The organism is Micromonospora sp. NPDC005087 (genome assembly GCF_042872965.1).
Taxonomy (GTDB): domain Bacteria; phylum Actinomycetota; class Actinomycetes; order Mycobacteriales; family Micromonosporaceae; genus Micromonospora.
Window position 1 is genome coordinate 147,834 of the sequence record NZ_JBIALB010000003.1, and the last position, 21,139, is coordinate 168,972.

Consider the following 21,139-nt stretch of genomic DNA (forward strand, 5'->3'; position numbering starts at 1 on the left):
ATGACGGATGCGGCCCCGGGCGTGCGTGTCGGGTCGGTCAGCCCCGCAGACTCGACATGTGCTGGTAGCTGATCTCCGCGAACCGAAGCGAGCGGCCCGGGTCGGAGGCGCCGCCCGGTGCGTTGTCCTGCTCCCACATCGGGTTGTGGTAACCCTTCGCGCCCATGTTGGCGAAGAAGTTCCCGTAGTCGATGTCACCCTCGCCGAGCGGCACCATCTCGTACCCGGCCGCGCTGGCCGGGTTGTACGTGCCGTCCTTGGCGTGGAACAGCGGGAACCGGATCGTCTGGGCCGCGACCACGGCCAGCGGGTCGAAGATGCTGGTCTGGGTCACCCCGTCCGGGTCGGTGTAGCTGCGGAACCGGTGCTGGGCCACGTGCGCCCAGTAGATGTCCATCTCGAACCAGACCCACTCCGGGTTGGTCAGCCCGATGAAGTACTCCAGCTTCCGCACGCCGGAGGACCGGGTCGGCCGGCCCTGGGCGTCCAACGGCCCGCTGTCGAGCAGGAAGTTGTACGCCGCGTCGTGGTTGTGTGTGTAGAGCTTCAGCCCACGGGCGGCGGCCATCTCGCCGAACGTGTTCCACCGGTCGACGGCGGCGTCCCAGTCGGCCTTGTAGTTGCTGCCGGTCGGGTCGTTGCCGGTGCCGATGTGGGTCATGCCCAGCGTTTCGGCGATGTCGAGCTGCTGCTCGAACTGCGCGATGGTGGTCGGGTTGACGGTGCCCGGCACCGAGGCGTGCGAGCCGTTGGCGCGCAGCCCGTTGTCGTCGAGAACCTTGCGGATCTCCTCGGGGGTGATCTGCCGGCCCAGGATGGAGGTGTTCTGGGTGTAGCCGGCGAACTCCACCTCCTTGTAGCCGATCTCGGCGAGCCGGCCGAGCACCCGCTCGAAGCCGTACGGCACGCTGGTGGCGTCCGGGGCGGCGCTGATCCGGTCCCGGACGCTGTAGAGGATGATGCCGCGCTTGCCGGTGGGAACCAGCAGGCCGTTGCCGGCGAGGGCCGGGGAGGCCAGGCCGGTGGCACCGACGGCGGCCGCGCCGGCGGCGCCGGCCAAGGCGCCGAGCATCCGGCGACGGCTCATTCCGTGCTGACTGTCGTTCATCTACTGCTGCCTTCCTTTGGTACGGGTTGTCGATGTGGGTGACGGGTGGAGCGCTGGGCCGGGCCGCTGGCGGCGACCCCGGCCCACGGCGGTCGCTACGGCGCGACGCCGATGCCCTGACCGGTGAACTCGACCCAGTTCAGGTTGCCGAGTCCGCTGGTCGGGCCGCCCGGGACGGTGGTGAACACGAGGTAGAGCCGGTGCGTGCCGCCCGGGTCGGCGACCGGCACGGTGGTGCTGGTGAAGGCGTTGTTGCCGCTGGTCGCGTTGACCACGGCGGTGGTCAGCACCGGGCCGGTGGGCGAGTCGAGCCGCAGCTGAACGCCGAACCGGGGCTGCCCGGCGGTGGCTGCGCTGCCGCCGGAGGTGCGCAGCGTGACCGACTGCATGTTCCGCAGGTTCACGCCGTTGTTCACCGCGATCCAGTCGCCCGGGTCGAGGCTGCCGCGCTGCTGCCCGCCACCGGTGTCGGCGCTCGTGCCGACGGTGGTGCCGGATTCGTCGGTGGCGAATTCCACCTCCTGCCGCTTGGCCTGGATGATCTGCTGGTCCACGGTGGTCAGGGCCGGCTGCCCGTTTGCCCCCTTGTCCGTGTAGGCGGCGCTGACCACGCCGTAGATGTAGCCACCGTGCGACGCGTCGTCGGCGTCCGTGGGCAGGACGCCCGAGCAGCCGAACTGGTTGGCCTCACCGTGGCCGTGGGTGTCGTGGCCGAGGACGAAGGTCACCTCGACCTTGGCGCAGTCGACCGGTCCGTCCTCGGGGTCGGTGACCGTCACCGACCACGGGATGTCGTCACCCCAGCTGAAGAAGCCGCCCTCCACCGGGGTGGTGACGGTCACCGTCGGGGCGGTGTTGCCGACCGTGATGGTGGTGTTGGCGGACGCACTCTTGCCGCTGGAGTCGGTCACCGTCAGCCGCGCGGTGTAGACGCCGTTGGCGGTGTAGGTGTGCGTCGGGTTCGGGTCGACGGAGTCGGTCGTGCCGTTGCCGTCGAAGTCCCAGGCGAACGAGATGGAGTCCGCCGGGTCGGGGTCCTTCGACCCCTCGCTGGAGAAGGCGACGGTCAGCGGCGCCCTCCCGTTGGTCGGGGTCGCCGAAACCACGGCGGTCGGCGCCCGCAGGCCCTTCACGTAGCTGAACTTCAGCATCGCCGCGTCCGGGTTGACGTTGAAGAACCCGTCGCCGTACGTCAGCAGGTAGAAGTTGCCGTCCGGACCCCACTTCATGTCCATCGGGTTGTCGCAGAGGAACGGCTTGGTCGGCGTGGTGGGTGCCTGCCCGCAGTTCAGCACATTGTTGATCTTCAGGATGTCGCCCTGGCCGTCGAGCTTGATCTCCTTGAGCGTGTCCCGGGTGAACTCGCCGAAGAAGATCGATCCGTCGAAGTACGCGGGGAACTTCGTCTGCGACCTCAGCTCCGGGTCGTAGTCGTAGCGCGCCGCGCCGTGCGGTCCGACGCCGCCGGTGCCCAACTCCGGGAAGAGCACCGGACAGGTCTGCGTCGGGGTGGACAGGTAGGACTCCGGGCACGGGGTCGGGGCCTGGAACGAGTACCAGAGCTCCGACTTCTGCACCGCCGGCAGGTCGGTCAGGCCGGTGTTGTGCCGGGAGGTGTTGCGCGGCGCCGCGCAATCGAACGGCGCGACCGGCGTGATCGGGTTGGTGGTCCAGTTCATCTCGATGTATGGCAGGTTCGGCTGCACGCACATCGGCCAGCCGTAGTTCGCCGGCTTGTCCACCACCATCATCCGGCCGGTCCCCGCCGGTCCCCGGCCAACCGCCGCTGTCGACGAGTCGGGGGAGTAGTCGGTGATGTAGGCGACGTCGTTCTTGTCGAGGGTGATCCGGAAGGGGTTCCGGAAGCCCATCGCGTAGATCTCCGGGCGGGTCTTGTCGCCCGGGTCCTGCGCCTCGGGGAACATGTTCCCCTCGGGGGCGGTGTAACTGCCGTCCGCTCCCACCGCGATGCGCAGAATCTTGCCGCGCAGGTCGTTGGTGTTGGCGGCGCTGCGCCGGGCGTCCACGAACGGCGCCTGGTAGACGCCGGTGGCGCTGACCGAGTCGTTGTGCGGGGAGAAGCCGCCGGACCCGCCGCCGCCGGCCGGGGTGTCGTCCCCGGTGACCAGCCAGAGGTTGTTCTTGGAGTCGAACGCGATGTCACCCGCCACGTGACAGCAGGCGCCCCGGTCCACCGGCACCTGGAGGATCTTCTGCTCCGAGGCCACGTCCAGCGACGGGGTCTCGCCGTCGACGAACTTGAAGCGGGACAGTTGGAAGTAGCCCTTCCACTGGTTCCAGGCGGCCGGGTCGGTGCTGGTGGTGGGCGCGCCGCCGGTCGGAGTATTCAGCGGCGGGGCGTAGTAGAGGTAGACCCACCGGTTGGTGGCGAACTCCCGGTCGACCGCCGGCCCGTACATCCCGTCCTCGCTGTGCGTGTAGACCGGGATCTGGGCCAGCACGGTGGTCTCGTTGCTCTCCGGGTCGTGCAGCCGTACGCCGCCGCGGCGGTCGGTCTGGATCACCCGGCCGTCGGGCAGCACGTCGAAGCCGATCGGCTCGTTGACGTTGGGCTGCGCGCCGATGACCTCCATCTGGTAGTTGGCCAGCACGGTCGCGCCGCAGTCGCCGTCGGTGGTGCCGGCGGCCCACTGGATCGCCCCGGCGAGGTGGGCGCGCAGATCGGCACCGGAGTAGCTCTCCGGGGTGGCGCCGAGTCCGGTGTAGAAGGACCGGCCGCCCTGGTAGTCCTTGCACCAGGTGATCGGGTGGTCGAAGCCCATGGCGCCGCCGGAGTACGTCTTCTCGTCCACCGTGGCCAGGACGTGTGAGACGCCCCGGACGTTGGCCGCGAAGTTGTACCACCGGTCGGTCGTGGTCCACCGCTCGGGCAGCGGCGCGGACGCCGGGTGCACCCGGTCGGCGACGGTCACCGTGGCGGGGCTGACCGGCGCGGCGGCGCCGACAGCCCGGGTTCCGAGCACATTGTCGAGGAAGGCCCAGCCCGGCTCGGCCTCGATCGCGGAGTGCACGCCGACGAAGCCGCCGCCGTCGCGGTAGTACTGCTCGAAAGCGGCCTGCTGGCCGTCGGTCAGTACGTCGCCGGAGGTGTTCAGGAAGACCACCGCACGGAACTGCTTCAGGTGCGACTCGTCGAACTTCCGGGCGTCGTCGGTCACCTGGACCGTGAAGCGCCGGTCGTTGGCGAGTTCGCGGATCGCCTGGACGCCGGCGTCGGTGGCCGCGTGGCTGCCGCCGGTCGAGCGGGTGAAGACGAGAACCTTGTACTGGATACCGTTGCTCTCGGCCACGGGCGCGGCGAATGCCGGTGTGGCCCGTTGCGGCTCGGTCGCGACGAGCGTCGCGCCGACGAGGGTGAGAAGGCTGACATAGCTAGCGGCTCTTCGGCCGATTGGTCTACGCATCGAACCTCGCTCTGGTCGGGCGGGTCCGCCTCAGCGCCGGTACGTCGCTGAGGAGGTCGCCGGGGAGTACCAAGAGCCTGGCCAGGTTCTATGCAGGACGATATTTGCGCTCGGGAACAAAGAGAAGAGGTTGGGAGCAGAAGTTTTCGATGAACCGGACGAACTTTTGCTTCAAATCGGAGAAAGTGCCCCAGTGGTGATGATGCGCCGCCCTGACGTGCGGAGACACGAACGGACCCGGCCTCCACTGTGGCGGCCGGGCCCGTTCGATGTGCGTCTACAGGGTGCTGGCGTTGGTGCCCGAGCCGGACGGCTTGGTGCGGGGGGTGGCCGACGGCGACCCGGAGGTCGTGCCGACCGTGCTGCTGGTGCCCGACGAGCCGGAGCCCGCCTTGGCGCCAACGGTGGCGGGCGTGCCGGCGAACGCGTCGTCCGCGGCGGTCAGCTCCTGCTTGCCGGTGCTGCCGTTGCCCGTGCCCAGCTTCTCGCCCAGCTTGGTCTGGCCGAGCTTGTCCTTGCCCTCGCTGTAGAGCCGGTTGGCCTGGGCCTGCGCGACCCCGGCCGCCTCCTGGACGGTCGGGTGGTCGAGCACCTTGCGGCCCCGGACGACCAGCTCTTCGTACTTCTCCCGGCCGGCACGGGCGCCCAGGACGAATCCCGCAGCCAGCCCGCCAAGAAACATGATCTTTCCGCGCATGGCGGCTCCTTCCGTACCTGACGCGCCGTCGCCCCGGCGAGCTGCCCCGTCGGGAGCGACCAAATCGCGCCTGCGTCCTCTGTCCGCAGCTAACTACCCATCCTGCTCCCCGCTCATACCTGCTTGTGCCCGGATGACGATTTGCCCCGATTATCGATGGACCGCGCTGCTGACCTGGGCGTCTGGATCATGGAAGGCGGGAGGCCCAACCCGCTGGACCGACGCCCCCGGATGTCCTGTACGCTTGTCCCGTCGCACGGCGACGGAGAGATCCGGGTCGAGCGGTGCACGGTCCCCTGTAGCTCAATTGGCAGAGCAGCCGGCTGTTAACCGGCAGGTTATTGGTTCGAGTCCAATCGGGGGAGCTTCTCCACCCAACGCCCGTCGGCAGCAAGCCCGACGGGCGTCTTCGTGTTCACACACCCCTCTCGGTCCGGTTTCGCCCTCCCTCGGTCCGCTCGCCCGGCAGGATGGTCGCTGTCGACTTGGACTCCCGCTGCGTCGATTGGTGCGTCGATTCTTGGGGTGAGTGCGGATGTCCGGACGAGGAGGCCACGGCCGGGCCACCCTGATCGCGGTGGCGGTCGTGCTTGCCTGGCTGGTGATCGGGGGTGTGGCTGGGCCGTACTCCGGGCGCCTTGGCGAGGTCGCCACCAACGACAACGCCGCCTTCCTGCCCACCGACGCCGAGGCGACCCGCGCCCAGGACCTCGCCGGCGAGTTCGTCGACCGGCAGACCATCCCGGCGCTGGTCGTCTACGAGCGGACCTCGGGCATCACCGACGCGGACCGGCAGCGGGCGAGCGCCGACGTGGCCCGCTTCGCGCAGGTGCCCGGCGTGGTCAACCCGCTGCCCCCGCCGATCCCCAGCGAGGACGGCCAGGCGCTCCAGGTCGTCGTGCCGGTGGACGACGCGGAGGGGGAGGAGATCGGCTCGGTCGTCGAGCACCTGCGCGACATCGCCGGCGGCGACCGGGACGGGCTCACCGTCGACGTCGCCGGACCGGCCGGTCTGCTCGCCGACCTGATCGAGGTCTTCTCCGCCATCGACGGGCCACTGCTGCTGGTCACCCTGGTCGTGGTGCTGGTGATCCTGCTCATCGTCTACCGCAGCCCCGTGCTCTGGGTCTTCCCGCTACTGGCCGCCGGGATGTCGTACGCGCTGGCTTCGGTCTTCGTCTACCTGCTCGCCGACGCCGACGTGCTCAAACTCAACGGGCAGGCCCAGGGCATCCTCACCGTGCTGGTCTTCGGCGCCGGCACCGACTACGCGCTGCTGCTCATCGCCCGCTACCGGGAGGAGCTGCACCGGCACGACCGCCCCTGGGACGCCATTCGTACGGCGTGGAAGGGCGCCGCCCCCGCCATCATCGCCTCCGGCGGGACGGTCATCGTCAGCCTGCTCTGCCTGCTGCTGTCCAGTCTCAACTCCAACCGGGCGCTCGGCCCGGTCGCCGCCATCGGCATCGCCGCCACCCTGCTGGTGATGCTCACCTTCCTGCCCGCGCTGCTGCTGCTCGGCGGTCGGTGGGCGTTCTGGCCGCGACGGCCCCGGGCCGACCAGGCCGACCCGCGGACCGAGCACGGCATCTGGAGCCGGATCGCCGGCTTCGTGGCCCGGCACGCCCGACCGGTCTGGCTGAGCACCGCGGTCGTGCTGGCCATCCTCACGCTCGGCCTCACCCAGCTCGGCGCCACCACCCTCGGCCAGTCCGACCTGTTCACCCAGCGCACCGACTCGGTCGACGGTCAGGAAATCATCGCCCGGCACTACCCGGCCGGCACCGGCAGCCCGGCCACCATCTTCGCCACCGAGCAGACCGCCCGGCAGGTGGCCCAGGTGGCGCAGCGCGTGCCCGGCGTCGCCGACGTCCGTCCGCTCACCGCCGGACCGCAGACCGGCCCGCCCCAGGAGAACGCCGCACCGAAGGTCGTCGAAGGGCGGGTGCAACTGGAGGCGACCCTCGCCGACCCGCCCGACAGCGACGGCGCCGAGCGGACCATCCGCGACCTGCGGGTCGCCGTACACCAGGTGCCCGGCGCCGACGCGGTGGTCGGAGGCTTCACCGCGATCAACGTGGACACCTCCGACGCCGCCCGGCGCGACCAGAACGTCATCATCCCGGTGGTGCTTGTCGTCATCGCGGTCATCCTGGCCCTGCTGCTGCGCGCACTCCTCGCACCGGTGCTACTGATCGCCACCGTGCTGCTCAGCTTCGCGGCCACGCTCGGCCTCTGCGCGCTTTTGTTCCGCCACGCCTTCGACTTCCCCGGGGTGGACGCGTCGTTCCCGCTGTTCGCGTTCGTCTTCCTGGTCGCGCTCGGCATCGACTACAACATCTTCCTGATGAGCCGGGTCCGGGAGGAGTCCGTCAAGCGCGGCAGCCGAGTCGGGGTGCTCGCCGGCCTCGCCGTCACCGGCGGGGTGATCACCTCCGCCGGCATCGTGCTCGCCGCGACCTTCTCCGCGCTGGCCGTCCTGCCGCTGGTGGTGCTGGTCGAGCTGGGCACCGCGGTCGCGGTCGGGGTGCTCATCGACACCATCATCGTCCGGTCGCTGCTGGTGCCCGCGCTCGCGTACGACATCGGGCCGAAGGTCTGGTGGCCGGGCCGGTTGTCCCGGGCGAACGGTGAGCGGGAGGCACGCCATGCTCGCTGAGACCGACGTCGTCATCGTCGGCGGCGGCCTGGCCGGCCTGGCCGCCGCCCGCCGGCTGCACCGCGCCGGCGTGCCCTGGCGGCTGCTGGAGGCCGGGAGTCGGCTCGGTGGACGGATCGCCACCGACGTCGTGGACGGCTACCTGATCGACCGTGGCTTCCAGGTGCTCAACACCGCCTACCCCCGGCTCGGCACGCTGCTGGACACCGACCGGCTCGACCTCGGGTACTTCACCTCCGGGGTGCTCGTCCGCAAGGGCGACGACCTGCTGCGGCTGGTCAACCCGCTGCGCGAGCCGACCGGCGGGCCGCGCACCGCGCTGGCCGGGGTCGGCTCCCTGCTCGACCGGCTGCGTTTCGCCGCGCTCGCCACCGGCTGCGCCACCCTGCCCGCGTCCCTGCTGCTCACCGCACCGGAGACCAGCGCCGAGGTGGCGCTGCGGCGGGCCGGCCTGTCCGACGCGATCATCGAGGAACTGCTGCGGCCGTTCCTGTCCGGCGTGCTCATCGACCGGGAACTGGCGACCTCCAGCCACGTGCTGGCGATGGTGCTGCGCTCCTTCGCCCGCGGCCGGATCGGGCTGCCCGCCGAGGGGATGGCCGCGCTGCCCCGGGCGATCGCCGACCCACTGCCGGCCGACCTGATCACGCTGGACACCCCGGTCGCCGAGGTCGCCCCCTGCCGGGTCCGCACCCAGGCCGGCGACATCCGCTGCCGGGCCGTCGTGGTCGCCGTCGACCCGCCCGCCGCGGCCGCGCTGCTGCCGGCCCTGGCGACGGTACGGATGCACAGCTACACCACCTACTACCACAGCGCGCCCGAGCCACCGCTGACCGAACCGATCCTGCTCATCGACGGTGACCGGCGGGAAACCGTCGCCAACACCGTGGTGCTCAGCAACGCCGCCCCGACGTACGCGCCAGCCGGACGACACCTCGTGGCCACCTCGGTCGTCGGCCCCACGGCCCCGCCCGAGCCGACCGTACGGGCCGAGTTGACCCGGCTGTACGGCCGGTCCACCGCCGACTGGACCCACCTCACCACCGTCGCCGTCCCCGACGCGCTACCCGCCGCGCCGCCACCGCAGGGGCGGCTGCGCAAGCCGGTCGCGCTGGGGGAAGGGCTGTTCGTGGCCGGTGACCACCGCGACAGCCCATCGATCCAGGGCGCGCTGACCAGCGGCTGGCGTACCGCCGGGGCGGTGCTGGCGGAGCTGCGTGCAGCCTGACCGGCCGCCGCCCGGCCTCCCCGGGCGGTCGGCAGCGCGCTGTTATATTCCTGTAGCCCATCGTGCTACTGCGGGCGTGGGCGCCGGCCGGCTCGATGCTGGCCGTCGACGACTGGGCGGGATAAGATCCGGCACGGTGTCGGGGCGGTAGCTCAGCCGGTTAGAGCAGGGGACTCATAATCCCTCGGTCGCGGGTTCGAGTCCCGCCCGCCCCACTCCATGACGTGATCTCGCTGCCTACTTGCGCTTCTGCGGTTCGCGTGACCGGAGGGCGCGTCCAGTAGGCGGCGGTGCGCGAACCACAGGGACGGCCGCATGCTGCGGTAGGCCGCCGCTCGGTGGATACGGGCCCGGCGAGGTTCCGCGCTCTGTCTGCGTGTTACTTGCGGCTATCCGGCGCGGGCCGACGCGGCGGTATTTGCTGGCTGCGACGACGCGTTCGGGCGTGCCGGCTCAGGCTGATGGCGGGTCGGCAATGATGCGCGCGAGAGTGCGTCGGCCCATCCGACTCATGGTGGCGTTGGTCTGGTGGTAGTACCAAACCACCCCCATCGCCTGCTGGAAGGCCCACGCTTTGCCGCGCTCCCATTCGAGATCGTCGCAGCCGAGTTGCTGCCGAAGCGCCTGACGTGGCCCGCTTTCCAGCAGGTGCCAGGCACTTACGAGGTCAAGGGCAGGGTCGGCCGGCCCCAGTCCGCCCACGTCGAGAACCCCGGCCAGCCGCCCGTCGGAGACGAGGACGTTTCCCGGAATGAGATCACCATGGTTCATCCTGTCCGGGGCCTCGCCCCGCGGCAGTTCCCGCATGACCTCCCAGATCCGGCGGAGCAGCGGGACGTCCAGCAGCGTCTCGCTGTGCCCGAAGCAGGTTTCCATCCACCCGTCGTGCGCTGCTAGCTCGCCACCGCGACCCTGGCCTGTGAACGTGCGTCCCCGTGCGTCGATGGCTCGCACGCCACTGACGAACTCGGCCAGATCGAGCGCGAACGCGAACGAGTCACCTGGGTCCTGGTCGGTGGCTACGACACCGGGTACCCACGTCTGTACCGACCATGGAAGCGGGTAGCCGACGCCGGGTTCACCGATGGCGACCGGCTCGGGGGTGGGAAATCGCGTACGACCCACCAGTTCTCGGGCCGCTTCCGCTTCGCATTCCAGCCAGCGCCGCGCCGCCTCGACCTCACGAGGCTGAAGGGGGAACCGGGCCGTGAACCGTTCCCCGATACGGAAGATGGCATTGACCGTTCCCTGCGAAGCGACGCGCCCGACAGGCAGGCTCCGCCACTCGGGGAACTGCGCGTCCACCAGCTCACGCACCATCTCGAGCGAAACGGCGAGCTGGTCATCGTGCATAGGTGCATCCGGCGACAGGGGTGGGCGGTGGGTACAGGCTGGCAAGTCAACCATCCTTGGTCAGGCGTTCTGGGCAGCGACCGTGGTTCGAGTGTGGCCGGTGGCGGGGGTCGACGTCAGGTAGCGGGCAAGAGCTGTCACGGCGAGGAGCGTCAACACCGTGCATACACCCAGCCACCCGAAGTGGGCGTAGGCGCGGGCCCCCAGCCAGGAGCCGAGGCTGCCGCCGAGGTAGGCGCAGGTCATGTAGGCGGTGTTGAGTCTGCTCCGGGCTTCGGGCCCCAGGGCGTAGATGCGTACCTGGTTGGCGACCATGCCGGACTGCATTCCGACGTCGAGCAGCAACGTGCCGAGCGCCAGTGCCGCGAGGCCCCCCGCCCCGCCGAGACTGGCGAACGCGAGGACGGCGGCCGAGGCGATGATCCCGAGCAGGCAGGCCAGGTTCACCGCGTCGCTGCCCCGCCGGTCCACCTGCCGTCCGGCGACCGGGGTGCACAGCATTGTCGCCGCATTGACCAGTGCGAGCATCCCGACCGCCGGTGCGCCCAGGCCGTACGTCGGACCGGTCAGCAGCAGCGCGACGGCGGTCCAGACCGCCGAGAAACCGGCGAAGATCGTCGCCTGGTAGAAGCAGGAGCGGCGCAGGTCGGCCTCGGTGCGCAGCAGGCGCAGCGGCTCGGCCAGCAGCGCCGGATATCGGTGCCCGGACGGCGGTTGTGTTGTCGGCAGCACGCGGGCCATGACCACCGCGATGAGCAGCACGGATGCCGCCGCCGTCAGGTAGGGGGCCCGCCATCCCCACCAGTCGCCGATGGTGCCCGCGACGGTGCGGGACAGCAGCATGCCACCGATCGAGCCGCTCAGCAGCGTGCCACTGACCATGCCGCGCTGCTCTTCGGCAACGAGGCCGGCTGCCATGGGGCCGATGATCGGCGCGACCACGGTCGTGACCCCGACGAGGGCGCTCGCGCCGACGAGCGGCGGCAGCGCCGGCGCGGCGCACGCGGCGAGCAGCCCCAGCCCGCTGAGGCCGAGCAGGGTGACGATCAGCGGGCGGTGCGGGAGCCGGTCGCCGAGCGGCACCAGCAGGAAGATCCCGGCGGCATAGCCGAGCTGCACCGCGGTCACCACCAGCGCGGCCGAGTCAGCGCTGACGTGCAGGCTGGCGGCGACCAGCGGGCTGATCGTCTGGGGGAAGTAGATGTTTCCGACGGCGACCCCGCAGGTGAGGGCGAGGAGCACCAGCAGCCTGCGACTCATTTGCGAACCGCCTGTCCGAAAGCGTCGATCACGTCAGTCCACCGGCCCGCCGGCGACGTAGATGACCTGGCCGGAGACGAACCCGGCTTCGGGGCTGACCAGGTACGACGCGGTGTGCGCGATGTCCTCGGGCTGGCCGACCCGGCGCACCGGGATGGTCTGCGCCACGATCCGCTGGTGCTCCTCGAAGCTGCGGCCACGCCGCTGGGCCGCGACCCTGGTCATGTCACTGACGACGAAGCCCGGCCCGATGGCGTTCGCCGTCACGCCATGCTGCCCGAGCCGCAGCGCGAGCGACTTGGTGAAGCCGATCAGACCGGCCTTCGCGGCGGCGTAGTCGACCCGGCCGGAATCGCCGAGCGCGGAGATGCTCGACATGTTGACGATCCGTCCCCAGCCGGCGGCGATCATGTAGGGGGTCACGGCCCGAGTGAGGAAGAACGCCCCGCGCAGGCTGACCCCGACGACCGCGTCCCACTGCTGGGTGCTCGTCTCCTCGACGCCGGCGTTGGGGCCGCCGATGCCGGCGTTGTTGATCAGCACCGTCGGTGATCCCAACTCAGCGGCGATCCGGGCGACAGTGGCGGCCACGGCCGCCTCGTCGTTGACGTCGGCGGCGAACGCCGCGGCTGTTCCGCCTTCGCGGGTGATGGCGTCCACGGTGTCGGCGCAGTCTTCCTGGCTCAGGTCGACCACGGCGACCGCGAGGCCGTCGCGCGCCAGACGCTTGGCCACCCCGGCGCCGATGCCGCGTGCCGCACCCGTGACGATCGCCGTACGCTGCCGATCGGCCTGCTGGCCGGGGATGTTGATCTGGTGTGTCATGGCTGAAAGTCCACGGCACCCGGCGTCGGCTGCCAACCGATGTAGCGTATAGCTTAATGATCAGCTTTCTGCTCGGCGTCGAAGACCTCGTCGACACCCGCTTCACAATCTCACCGATCCATCAGGCCGTGCTCAGCCTGCGGGTGCTACGCGAGCCCGGCCTGTACGCGCTGCACCTACCCTGGCGCAGATCGGTACTCGGTAGGCTCGATGCGCCCGACGCCAACCTGCTGACGTCCTTGGTTGGGCCAGACCGTGGCCTTCCCGACTTCCTGACGCCCCGGCCGACCGAGTTCGCCGCGACCTTCGAAGAAGAGTTGGCCGCAGTGCGCCGGACACCTCCGGACGTCGTACGCCGCGATGTGCTCGCCGTGTACCTCCGTGGTCGGCTGCCGTCCGTTCTGCGGGAGATCACCGCAAACGACGATGAGCCGGTGCTCGCGCTTCGCGACACCATCTGCGACCACCTGCACCGCTACTGGGAGGCAGCGATCAAGCCGACCTGGCCGCAGATGCGACTCGTCCTGGAAGCAGACATGACCTATCGCGCCAGACAACTGGCCGTAGGAGGCGCGCGCCTGCTCTTCGCAGACATGCACCCGAACCTGCGCTGGCACGACGGGGTCCTGCACATCGACAAGATGATCGGCAGGCACCGCGTCGCGGTATCGGGTCGTGGACTGCTGCTGGTGCCGTGCATCTTCTCGTACAAACCCTCCCCACCGGTCAGTCCGGACGAGCCGCCAATGCTGGCATACCCCTGCCGAGGAGTAGCAACGCTCTGGGCGCCGGCACCGACCGCCGACGCGACTGCCCTCGCCTCGCTCCTCGGCGCATCCAGGGCACGACTGCTCCACCTTCTTGCCGAGCCGCTACCGACGGTGGAGATCGCTCGACGGCTCGCCGTGACACCCAGCGCCGTGTCGCAACACCTGCAAGTCCTCCACGCGACCGGTCTGGTCACTCGCGCACGCGACGGACGGCATGTGCTGTATCGGCGCACCCCTCTTGGCGATCAATTGGCTGGCTGGTCGGCGGCGCGGTGATCCTAGGGTCAAGGCGCCACCCCTGATGTGATCATGTCCACCAGTCACGTGAGACCACTTGCCTACGCACCGGAGAAATCGCCACAACAGGTCCCTGAGCCCGCCTGCTGCGCGAAGGTGATCTACTGGCCGGCGTGGGCAGCTCGTACCTGGACTACCGCGGATCTGGTTTCTGGGTCCGCGACTTTCAGGCGGAAGTGTGGCTGTACCTCCTGGCGCAGGAGGCCAAGAAAATCCCCGCAGCTCCCGTATGGCTCGTTGACGCCCAAGACGACTGGGAGACGCAGGCCACAGCCGGCTTCATGGGATGCGTGTCGTCCTACCTGGACGATCATCTCGGAACGCAGCCCGATCGCGCCGCGCTTGTGCTCGACCTGTCTGAGCGCGTCCTCCGGCGACTGCACGCCTGGTCTCCGGCCATCCCGAAGGATCTCGTGAACTCCTTTGGCGCCGGGGGTGAGCAGGAGTCGTTCACCTCGGACCTGCCTACCGGCCCGCTGCTGGCATGCGGCCACGCCTTCATCAGCCTGCTTCGTGGAGAGTTTCCACTCGGTCACGACGGGTGGGCACGTTGAGATCCGTTGGGTAGCCGGACGCGGGCTATCAAGACAGATGTCCGTCCGCTTCCTCACCGTGTGCAGTCGGAATCCAGTCCGCAAAGGTCGAGGGGCGGCGGGGGAGTGATGTGAGATGCTCCTGCCGGCGTTCGACCCGCCTTCACGCGGCCGGTCTGCGTCGGAACTGCCGGCGGTACTCCGACGGTGTGACGCCTGTGGTGGACACGAACAGCGTTCGGAACGTCGCGGCGTCGGCGTACCCGACCTGGGCGGTGATCTCGTGGATGCTGCGCTCCGACGTCTCCAGCAGCCGTTTCGCGGCGCTCACGCGGGCGGCCTGCAGGTAGGCCAACGGCGAGCTGCCGGTCGCGGACGCGAAGCGGCGCAGCAGCGTGCGAGTGCTCACGTGGAAGGCGGCCGCGAGAGCCGGGAGGTCGTACCGGTCGGCGAGATGCGCGCGTAACCACGCGCACGATCAGCGCCGTCGACTGCACGTCGATGAGCGGGTAACGCCGTGCGAGTTCCGGCGCGAACAGCCAGGACGTGGTCGCGGCGTGACCATTGAGCAGGCCCGCCTCGGCGAGCACGAACGTGCCACCGCACACAGCCGACAGTTGTGTGTCCACCAGGCCACGCAGGTAGTAGGTGGCGATCCGGCCACTCGTGGTGCGTCGCTGGATCATGAAGAGTCAGGCCATGACGATCACACCGATCTTCTCGCGCGTCCCCGACACGCGCCTCAGCGCCGCGGCGACCGATCTGCTCATCGCGTCATCTCCGGCCACGCTGGTGAACCACTGCTTGCGTACGTACCATTTCGGGCTCGCGATGGCCGACCGCGACGGCCTCGACCCGGACCTCGAGTTGCTGTTCATCGGTGCCGCTCTGCACGACCTCGGGCTCACCGAACGCTACGACGGGCCGGCGCCGTTCGAGGAGATCGGCGCGGACGCCGCCGCCGAATTCCTGCTGTCGCAGGGCGTCGACGCGACGCGCGCCGACCTGGTGGCCGAGCGATCCGCCTGCACGTGCGCGCGCAGACCGCGACGGATCCACGGCCCGAGGTCGCACTCCTGAGCATCGGCGCGGCAGTCGACGTGTTCGGACTTCGCCTGGACCTGATCCCCCCGGACATCACCCGGCGAATCATCGAGGAACATCCACGGCTCGGCTTCGCCGCCGCGATCACCGCGATCGTGGCCGGCCAGCCGGCCCGCAAGCCCGACAGCGCACTGGCCCGACTCGACCGCGCAGGCGGCGCCCAACTGCTCGCGGCGGCCCTGTTCTCCGACTGACAGTCGTGGCCTGCTCGGGCTGCCGATCCCCCGGGCCGGCCCCGTCGAGGACAAAACCCCTGCTCAGGCAGCGGAAACCGTTGTCGGCGGCCGCCTTTCCATCGAAGGATCTTTACTTTCGTCAGATCGGTACATAGATTGATGTCATCAGTCGAAAGTTCTGAGTCTTCCGAGCAAAGTCGCGACGACTCATGAGCTCGCGGGGCCGTCCCTCCTGTCTCGACGGTCGCCGCACCCTGCCCTGTCGCGGCTGTGCCCGGTCGAGAACGGAGTCCCATGGACGACCATCCCGTCGGCTTCCCCCGCCACCTGTCCCGCAGATCCCTGATGACCACCGGAGTGCTGGCCGCCGGAGCGGTCGGCGTGACCGCGTCCACGGTCGGCGTCCCCTTCAGCGGTAGTCCGGCCCAGGCCGTCGCCGGCGTCACCAAGAAGGTCACCATCTACGCCGAGCAGTTGCCCGGCGGGCTGTTCGGCTACGGCCTGGCACCCGGCCAGGCCACCGTGCCCGGGCCGGTGCTGGAGATCTACGAGGGTGACACGCTGGAGATCACCCTGGTCAACACCACCAGCCAGCGGCTGTCCATCCACCCGCACGGGGTGGACTACAGCACCGACTCGGATGGCAGCCCGCTCAACGCCTCGTTCAACAATCCCGGCGAGACCCGGACGTACGTGTGGCGTTCGCGGGAGATGTTCCTCGCGTCCGGCCGGCGGTTCATGCCGGGCAGCGCCGGCTACTGGCACTACCACGATCACGCCATGGGCACCGACCACGGCACCGCCGGGGTGGCCAAGGGGCTGTACGGCGCGCTGGTCGTGCGGCGCCGCGGCGACATCCTGCCGGAGAAGCAGTTCACGGTCGTGTTCAACGACATGATGATCAACAACCGGATGGCGCCGGACACCCCGATGTTCGAGGCGAACCTGGGCCAGCGGGTGGAGTGGCTCGCAATCGGGCACGGCGGGACCTTCCATACCTTCCACCTGCACGCGCACCGCTGGGCGGACAACCGCACCGGGATGCTCGAGGGCCCGGCCGACCCCAGCCTCGTGATCGACAACAAGGACCTCAACCCGGGCAGCTCGTTCGGGTTCCAGGTGCTGGCCGGGGAGGGCGTCGGGCCCGGCGCGTGGATGTACCACTGCCACGTGCAGTCCCACTCCGACGGCGGCATGGCCGGGATCTTCCTGGTGCGCAACGCGGACGGCAGCATGCCGCCGGGCGCCGAGGAGGCCATCCACAGATTTCAGGGCCACACCCACACGCACGGCAGCTGAGTGAATCGAGAGTGGGGATGGGGATGACACGAAAACTACGACGAACCCTGGCCGCGGCGGCGGTCATCGCGACGCTGTTGCCGGGCACGGCGGCAGCGGCAGCCGCACCGAAGGAAGCACCCGCGTCCAAGGCGGCGCAGGAGAACAAGACAGCGGTCCTCGTCTTCCACGGGCCGGTGGCCGAGCAGCAGGACCCGGTTTCGCGCGCCGCGGAGGCGATCAGAGATCTTGGCGCCGGTCATGACATCGATGTCACGACCACCACGGACCCCGCCGTCTTCACCACGGCCGGGCTGTCCGCGTACCGCAGCGTGGTTTTTCTCTCCGCGACCGGCGCCGCGCTCAACCGTGACCAGGAAGCGGCGCTGCAGAGCTACATGAAGGCCGGCGGCGGGTTCGTCGGCATCGCCGACGCGGCCCGCGCGCAGGTCGACTCCGCCTGGTTCACCGGTCTGATCGGCACCCGCCCGGCGGGCGCCATCCCGGTGGCCGAGCCGGTGGCCCGGGTGACCGCCAGCGGCGAGAACCCGCCGAACGAGACGAAGGAGAAGCTGACCGACGGCGACTCCGGCACGAAGTGGCTCGTCCGCACCCCGACGGCATGGGTGGCGTACGAGTTGAGCGCCGCCAAGCGGATCACCGGGTACGCGCTGACGTCGGCGAACGACTCTTCCGGCCGCGACCCGAAGGACTGGACCCTGCAGGGCTCGGCGGACGGCCAGAGCTGGTCCGACCTGGACCGACGCACTGGCCGGACCTTCCCGGAGCGGTTCCAGACCCGGCGGTTCGACATCGCCACCCCGCAGGAGTTCAAGCACTTCCGGCTGAACATCACCGCGAACAGCGGTGAACCGCTGACCCAGCTCGCCGACCTGCGCCTGTTCACCGGCAGCACAGCTCCACCGGAGCCACCGGCGGTGAACCGGGCGGTCGTCAACATCCTGGACCGCAACCACCCGGCGACGGCGTCGCTGCCGATGACGCTCACCCGGTCGGACCGGTGGGAGAACTGGGACCCGAACCCGATCGGCACGGTGCACACCGTCGCCCAGGTCGAGGAGCGCCACTACAACGCCGGACCGGGCGCCAACGGGCCGTTCCACCCGGTGTCCTGGTGCCGGGACTACGACGGCGGTCGGTCGTTCTACACCGGCATGGGCCACACCGAGGGCAGCTACGGCGAGGCGGCGTTCCGCACGCACCTGACCGGGGCACTCAAGTGGACCACCGGCCTGGAGCGCGGTGACTGCCAGGCGACGATCGCCGCGAACTACAAGGTCGAGCGGCTCACCGCGGCCAACCAGACCGGGCAACTGGACCAGATCGGCGAGCCGCACGGGCTGACCATCGCCCCGGACGGCACGGTGTTCTACGTCGGCAAGGCGGCCTGCCCGAGCGGCCCCGTCGCGGACTGGAACAACCCGAACGTCGGCCTGGGCTGCGGCACCATCCACTCGTGGGACCCGCGCACCAAGCAGGCCAAACTGCTCACGACCCTCGAGGTGATGGGTAACCGGGGCAGCGGCTCCGAGCTGGTGAAGAACGAGGAGGGTCTGCTCGGCATCGTGCCCGACCCCACGTTCGCCGAGAACGGTTGGCTCTACGTCTACTGGATGCCGCACGAGTCGGTCGACCGGGTCAAGCGGGTCGGGCAGCGGACCATCTCCCGGTTCACCTACGACCGCGAGACCCAGACCATCGACCAGGCCACCCGCAAGGACCTGCTGCAGTTCCCGGTGCAGATCCACAGCTGCTGCCACGCCGGTGGCGGCATGGCGTTCGACGCCAAGGGCAACCTGTACGTGGGGTCCGGCGACAACAACTCCTCCGAGGGCTCGCAGGGCTACTCCGGCAACAACTGGACCCAGGAGTACCAGGGGATCTCGTTCCAGGACGCCCGCCGCACCTCGGGCAACACCAACGACCTCGCCGGCAAGATCATCCGGATCCACCCGGAGGCGGACGGCACGTACACCATCCCGGAGGGCAACCTGTTCCCACCGGGCACCGAGAAGACCCGACCGGAGATCTACGTGATGGGCGTGCGGAACATCGCCCGCCTCCAGGTCGACCCGAAGCACCAGTGGCTGACCGCCGGCTGGGTGGGGCCCGACGCCTCGTCGCCCAGCCCGACGTTGGGCCCGGCCAAGTACGAGACCGCGACCATCATCACCTCGGCCGGCAACCATGGCTGGCCGTACTGCATGGGCAACCGGCAGCCGTACCGGGACCGCAGCAGCACCGACGCGACCGTGCTGACCGGCTGGTACGACTGCGACAACCTGAAGAACGAGTCGCCGCGCAACACCGGCCTGGTGGACATCCCGCCGGCCCGGGACAACATGATCTGGTACTCCCCGGACGGCGGCGGTCCGGTGTTCCCGGAGCGGACCGACGGCAGCGGGCTCCCGACCTACGTCGCCGCCGACGCCACCTACACCCAGCCGTACCTCCGCGGCGGCGGTCAGGCCATCATGTCCGGTCCGACCTACCACCGCGATCTGGTCGACACGACCAGCGGCGTGGCGTGGCCGGCGCACTGGGACGGCAAGTGGCTCATCGGTGACCAGTCGAACCCGAACAACCGCGTCGCGGTCACCGTCGACCCGGCTGGCGTACCCACCGCGGCCCCGCCGGTGTTCGCCGAGTCGCTGCGGGCCATCATCCCGGGCGGCAACGGCGATGCTCGACTGCAGAGCTGGATGGACGCCAAGTTCGGCCCGGACGGCGCGCTCTACCTGCTGGACTACGGAGGCGGCTTCTTCAGCCTGCACCCCAACCAGAAGCTCATCCGGATCACCTACACCGGCGGCGCACCCACCCCGGCACCGGCCGCCAGCTCGGTCGCCGTTCAGAACAAGCCGCTGACCATGGCCTTCAACGGGTCCCGCTCCGGCGGGGTCAGCTACCGGTGGGAGTTCGGCGACGGCGCCACGTCGACCGAGGCGAACCCTCGGCACACGTACGCCCGGGTCGGCACCTACACGGCGAAGCTGACCGTCAAATACGCCGACGGTGAGACGGCGACGGTGCAGACCACGGTCACGGTGGGCTGCGCAGTGCCGGACAACCGGGCCACGGTGTGGCTCGGGGACACGGACACCAAGGTGCCTAGCCGCACGGTCGGGCAGGGCTGCACCAGCAACGACCTGATCGACGACGAGAGCACCTGGGCCGACCACAACAGCTTCGTCCGGCACGTGACCGCGGTGACCGACACGCTCCAGGACGACGGCCTGCTCACCGCCCGCGAAGCCGGCACGCTGACCCGCCTGGCTGCCGCGTCCGAGATCGGCCGGGATGGTCGCACCGGGTACGAGCCGCTCTTCGACGGCACCGCCGAGTCGCTGCTCGGCTGGCAGCAGGCGCCGTCCGGATCGTTCGGCATCCAGCCGGACGGCTCGCTGCGGTCCAGTGGTGGCCTGGGCATGCTCTGGCACACCAGGGAACTCGCCGACTTCTCGCTGAAGGTGCAGTTCCGCGACATCGCGCCCGGTACCGGCCGGGCCAACACCGGCGTCTTCACCCGGTTCCCGGACCCGCGGATCCCGCTGGAGCAACGCCCACCGGGCAGCTGCGGCACCGTCGGATCGGCCCGAACCTCGCAGGCGTGGGTGGCGATCTACTGCGGCCACGAGATCCAGATCTACGACGGTGAGACCGGCGAGCCGCAGAAGACCGGCTCGGTCTACAACTTCGATCCGGTGCCGCTCGCCCAGGCCGGCGTCACCCCGAAGGACCAGTGGAACGACTACGAGATCCGCGTGGTCGGGCAGCACTACACGATGATCCGCAACGGTGTGGTGATCAACGAGTTCGACAACACGCCGGGCAAGCAGTCCTCCCGCGCGGGTGACCCGCCGACCGATCTGCGGCAGTTCCTCAGCGGCTTCATCGGGCTCCAGAACCACGGCGACAACGATCTGATCGAGTTCCGCAACATCCGCGTGCGCGAGCTCTAGGAGGATCCATGATCCGACGACTGACGGCCGCGCTGGCGGCGCTCCTGCTCACGGTGACCCCGTTGGCCGGTGCGCCCGCCTCCGCCGCCCCGCGCGTCGCGGAACAGGTGCTGACCTGGACCGCCGACGACGACATCACCCGCTACAAGTCCGCGCCCACCCAGGCGGTGGCCGGAGCGACCACGATCATCTGGGAGAACAGCGCGGCCACCGGCAACACCACCGGGATGCCGCACACGCTGACCTTCGACACCACCACCGACGGCTACAACCACGACGTCACGCTCAACATCCTGGCCAACCCGTTCGACGTGAACGACGGGCGGCACCAGGCGACGGTGACCCTGACCCCGGGCAGGTACCGCTACTTCTGCTCCATCCCCGGCCACAGCCAGATGGTCGGCGAACTGGTGGTCACCGACGGCGGCGGAGGCGGCGACACC

The 21,139-nt window shown here is 69.8% G+C and carries 14 protein-coding genes, 2 tRNA genes and 2 pseudogenes; 11 read left to right on the forward strand and 7 right to left on the reverse strand.

Annotation, left to right across the window (positions count from 1 at the left end):
- Positions 1 to 37: 37 nt before the first annotated feature.
- From ACFYPS_RS08890 to ACFYPS_RS08900, 3 genes are all read right to left on the reverse strand, one after another.
- Complete coding sequence (locus ACFYPS_RS08890) at positions 38 to 1,108, reverse strand: sugar phosphate isomerase/epimerase family protein (RefSeq protein WP_354965525.1); 1,071 nt, start codon at positions 1,106 to 1,108, stop codon at positions 38 to 40.
- A gap of 95 nt (positions 1,109 to 1,203) precedes the next feature.
- On the reverse strand, positions 1,204 to 4,533 hold the full coding sequence (locus tag ACFYPS_RS08895) for a ThuA domain-containing protein (RefSeq protein WP_387323713.1): 3,330 nt from the start codon (positions 4,531 to 4,533) through the stop codon (positions 1,204 to 1,206).
- 277 nt (positions 4,534 to 4,810) lie between these two features.
- A complete protein-coding gene (locus ACFYPS_RS08900) occupies positions 4,811 to 5,230 on the reverse strand; it encodes a hypothetical protein (protein WP_354965523.1) in 420 nt (139 codons plus the stop codon).
- A 292-nt stretch (positions 5,231 to 5,522) separates the two neighbouring features.
- Here ACFYPS_RS08900 and ACFYPS_RS08905 point away from each other — a divergent pair.
- The 4 genes from ACFYPS_RS08905 (at position 5,523) to ACFYPS_RS08920 (ending at position 9,332) form a co-directional block, all read left to right on the forward strand.
- Positions 5,523 to 5,595: transfer RNA gene (locus tag ACFYPS_RS08905), tRNA-Asn, on the forward strand.
- A 170-nt stretch (positions 5,596 to 5,765) separates the two neighbouring features.
- Positions 5,766 to 7,889, forward strand: coding sequence for an MMPL family transporter (locus ACFYPS_RS08910; protein ID WP_354965522.1), 2,124 nt, complete (start codon positions 5,766 to 5,768; stop codon positions 7,887 to 7,889).
- Entirely contained in the window at positions 7,879 to 9,117 is a 1,239-nt protein-coding gene (locus ACFYPS_RS08915) for an FAD-dependent oxidoreductase (protein WP_354965521.1), read from the forward strand. Before ACFYPS_RS08910 ends, ACFYPS_RS08915 begins: the two co-directional genes overlap by 11 nt.
- Positions 9,118 to 9,258: 141 nt before the next feature.
- Positions 9,259 to 9,332 (forward strand) — tRNA-Ile (locus tag ACFYPS_RS08920).
- A gap of 238 nt (positions 9,333 to 9,570) precedes the next feature.
- Here the strand turns inward: ACFYPS_RS08920 and ACFYPS_RS08925 are convergent.
- Genes ACFYPS_RS08925 through ACFYPS_RS08935 form a run of 3 tightly spaced genes read right to left on the reverse strand, consistent with a single transcriptional unit; the run spans position 9,571 to position 12,555 of the window.
- On the reverse strand, positions 9,571 to 10,470 hold the full coding sequence (locus ACFYPS_RS08925) for an aminoglycoside phosphotransferase family protein (protein WP_354965520.1): 900 nt from the start codon (positions 10,468 to 10,470) through the stop codon (positions 9,571 to 9,573).
- Positions 10,471 to 10,530: 60 nt separating this feature from the next.
- Entirely contained in the window at positions 10,531 to 11,730 is a 1,200-nt protein-coding gene (locus tag ACFYPS_RS08930; RefSeq protein ID WP_354965519.1) for an MFS transporter, read from the reverse strand.
- 33 nt (positions 11,731 to 11,763) lie between these two features.
- Complete coding sequence (locus ACFYPS_RS08935) at positions 11,764 to 12,555, reverse strand: SDR family NAD(P)-dependent oxidoreductase (protein WP_354965518.1); 792 nt, start codon at positions 12,553 to 12,555, stop codon at positions 11,764 to 11,766.
- Between the two features lie 56 nt (positions 12,556 to 12,611).
- Here ACFYPS_RS08935 and ACFYPS_RS08940 point away from each other — a divergent pair, with 56 nt between their 5' ends.
- Both ACFYPS_RS08940 and ACFYPS_RS08945 read left to right on the forward strand, forming a co-directional pair.
- Complete coding sequence (locus ACFYPS_RS08940; protein WP_354965517.1) at positions 12,612 to 13,601, forward strand: winged helix-turn-helix domain-containing protein; 990 nt, start codon at positions 12,612 to 12,614, stop codon at positions 13,599 to 13,601.
- Positions 13,602 to 13,735: 134 nt separating this feature from the next.
- A complete protein-coding gene (locus ACFYPS_RS08945; RefSeq protein ID WP_354965516.1) occupies positions 13,736 to 14,176 on the forward strand; it encodes a hypothetical protein in 441 nt (146 codons plus the stop codon).
- A gap of 142 nt (positions 14,177 to 14,318) precedes the next feature.
- Here ACFYPS_RS08945 and ACFYPS_RS08950 read toward each other — a convergent pair.
- Positions 14,319 to 14,570 (reverse strand): annotated as a pseudogene (locus ACFYPS_RS08950) (helix-turn-helix domain-containing protein); the annotation flags it as partial.
- Positions 14,571 to 14,854: 284 nt separating this feature from the next.
- On the opposite strand from ACFYPS_RS08950, the gene ACFYPS_RS08955 reads away from it, so the two are divergent.
- The 5 genes and pseudogenes from ACFYPS_RS08955 to ACFYPS_RS08975 form a co-directional block, all read left to right on the forward strand.
- Complete coding sequence (locus ACFYPS_RS08955) at positions 14,855 to 15,235, forward strand: HD domain-containing protein (RefSeq protein ID WP_354965515.1); 381 nt, start codon at positions 14,855 to 14,857, stop codon at positions 15,233 to 15,235.
- 20 nt (positions 15,236 to 15,255) lie between these two features.
- Positions 15,256 to 15,453 (forward strand): hypothetical protein, encoded by a 198-nt coding sequence (locus tag ACFYPS_RS08960; RefSeq protein ID WP_354965514.1) that lies wholly within the window; start codon positions 15,256 to 15,258, stop codon positions 15,451 to 15,453.
- Positions 15,454 to 15,729: 276 nt separating this feature from the next.
- Positions 15,730 to 16,734: a multicopper oxidase domain-containing protein gene (locus ACFYPS_RS08965; protein WP_354965513.1), complete on the forward strand. Its 1,005-nt coding sequence runs from the start codon at positions 15,730 to 15,732 to the stop codon at positions 16,732 to 16,734.
- Between the two features lie 23 nt (positions 16,735 to 16,757).
- Positions 16,758 to 20,696 (forward strand): ThuA domain-containing protein, encoded by a 3,939-nt coding sequence (locus ACFYPS_RS08970; protein ID WP_354965512.1) that lies wholly within the window; start codon positions 16,758 to 16,760, stop codon positions 20,694 to 20,696.
- Between the two features lie 8 nt (positions 20,697 to 20,704).
- A pseudogene (locus ACFYPS_RS08975) lies at positions 20,705 to 21,127 on the forward strand (plastocyanin/azurin family copper-binding protein); the annotation flags it as partial.
- Between the last annotated feature and the right edge of the window lie 12 nt (positions 21,128 to 21,139).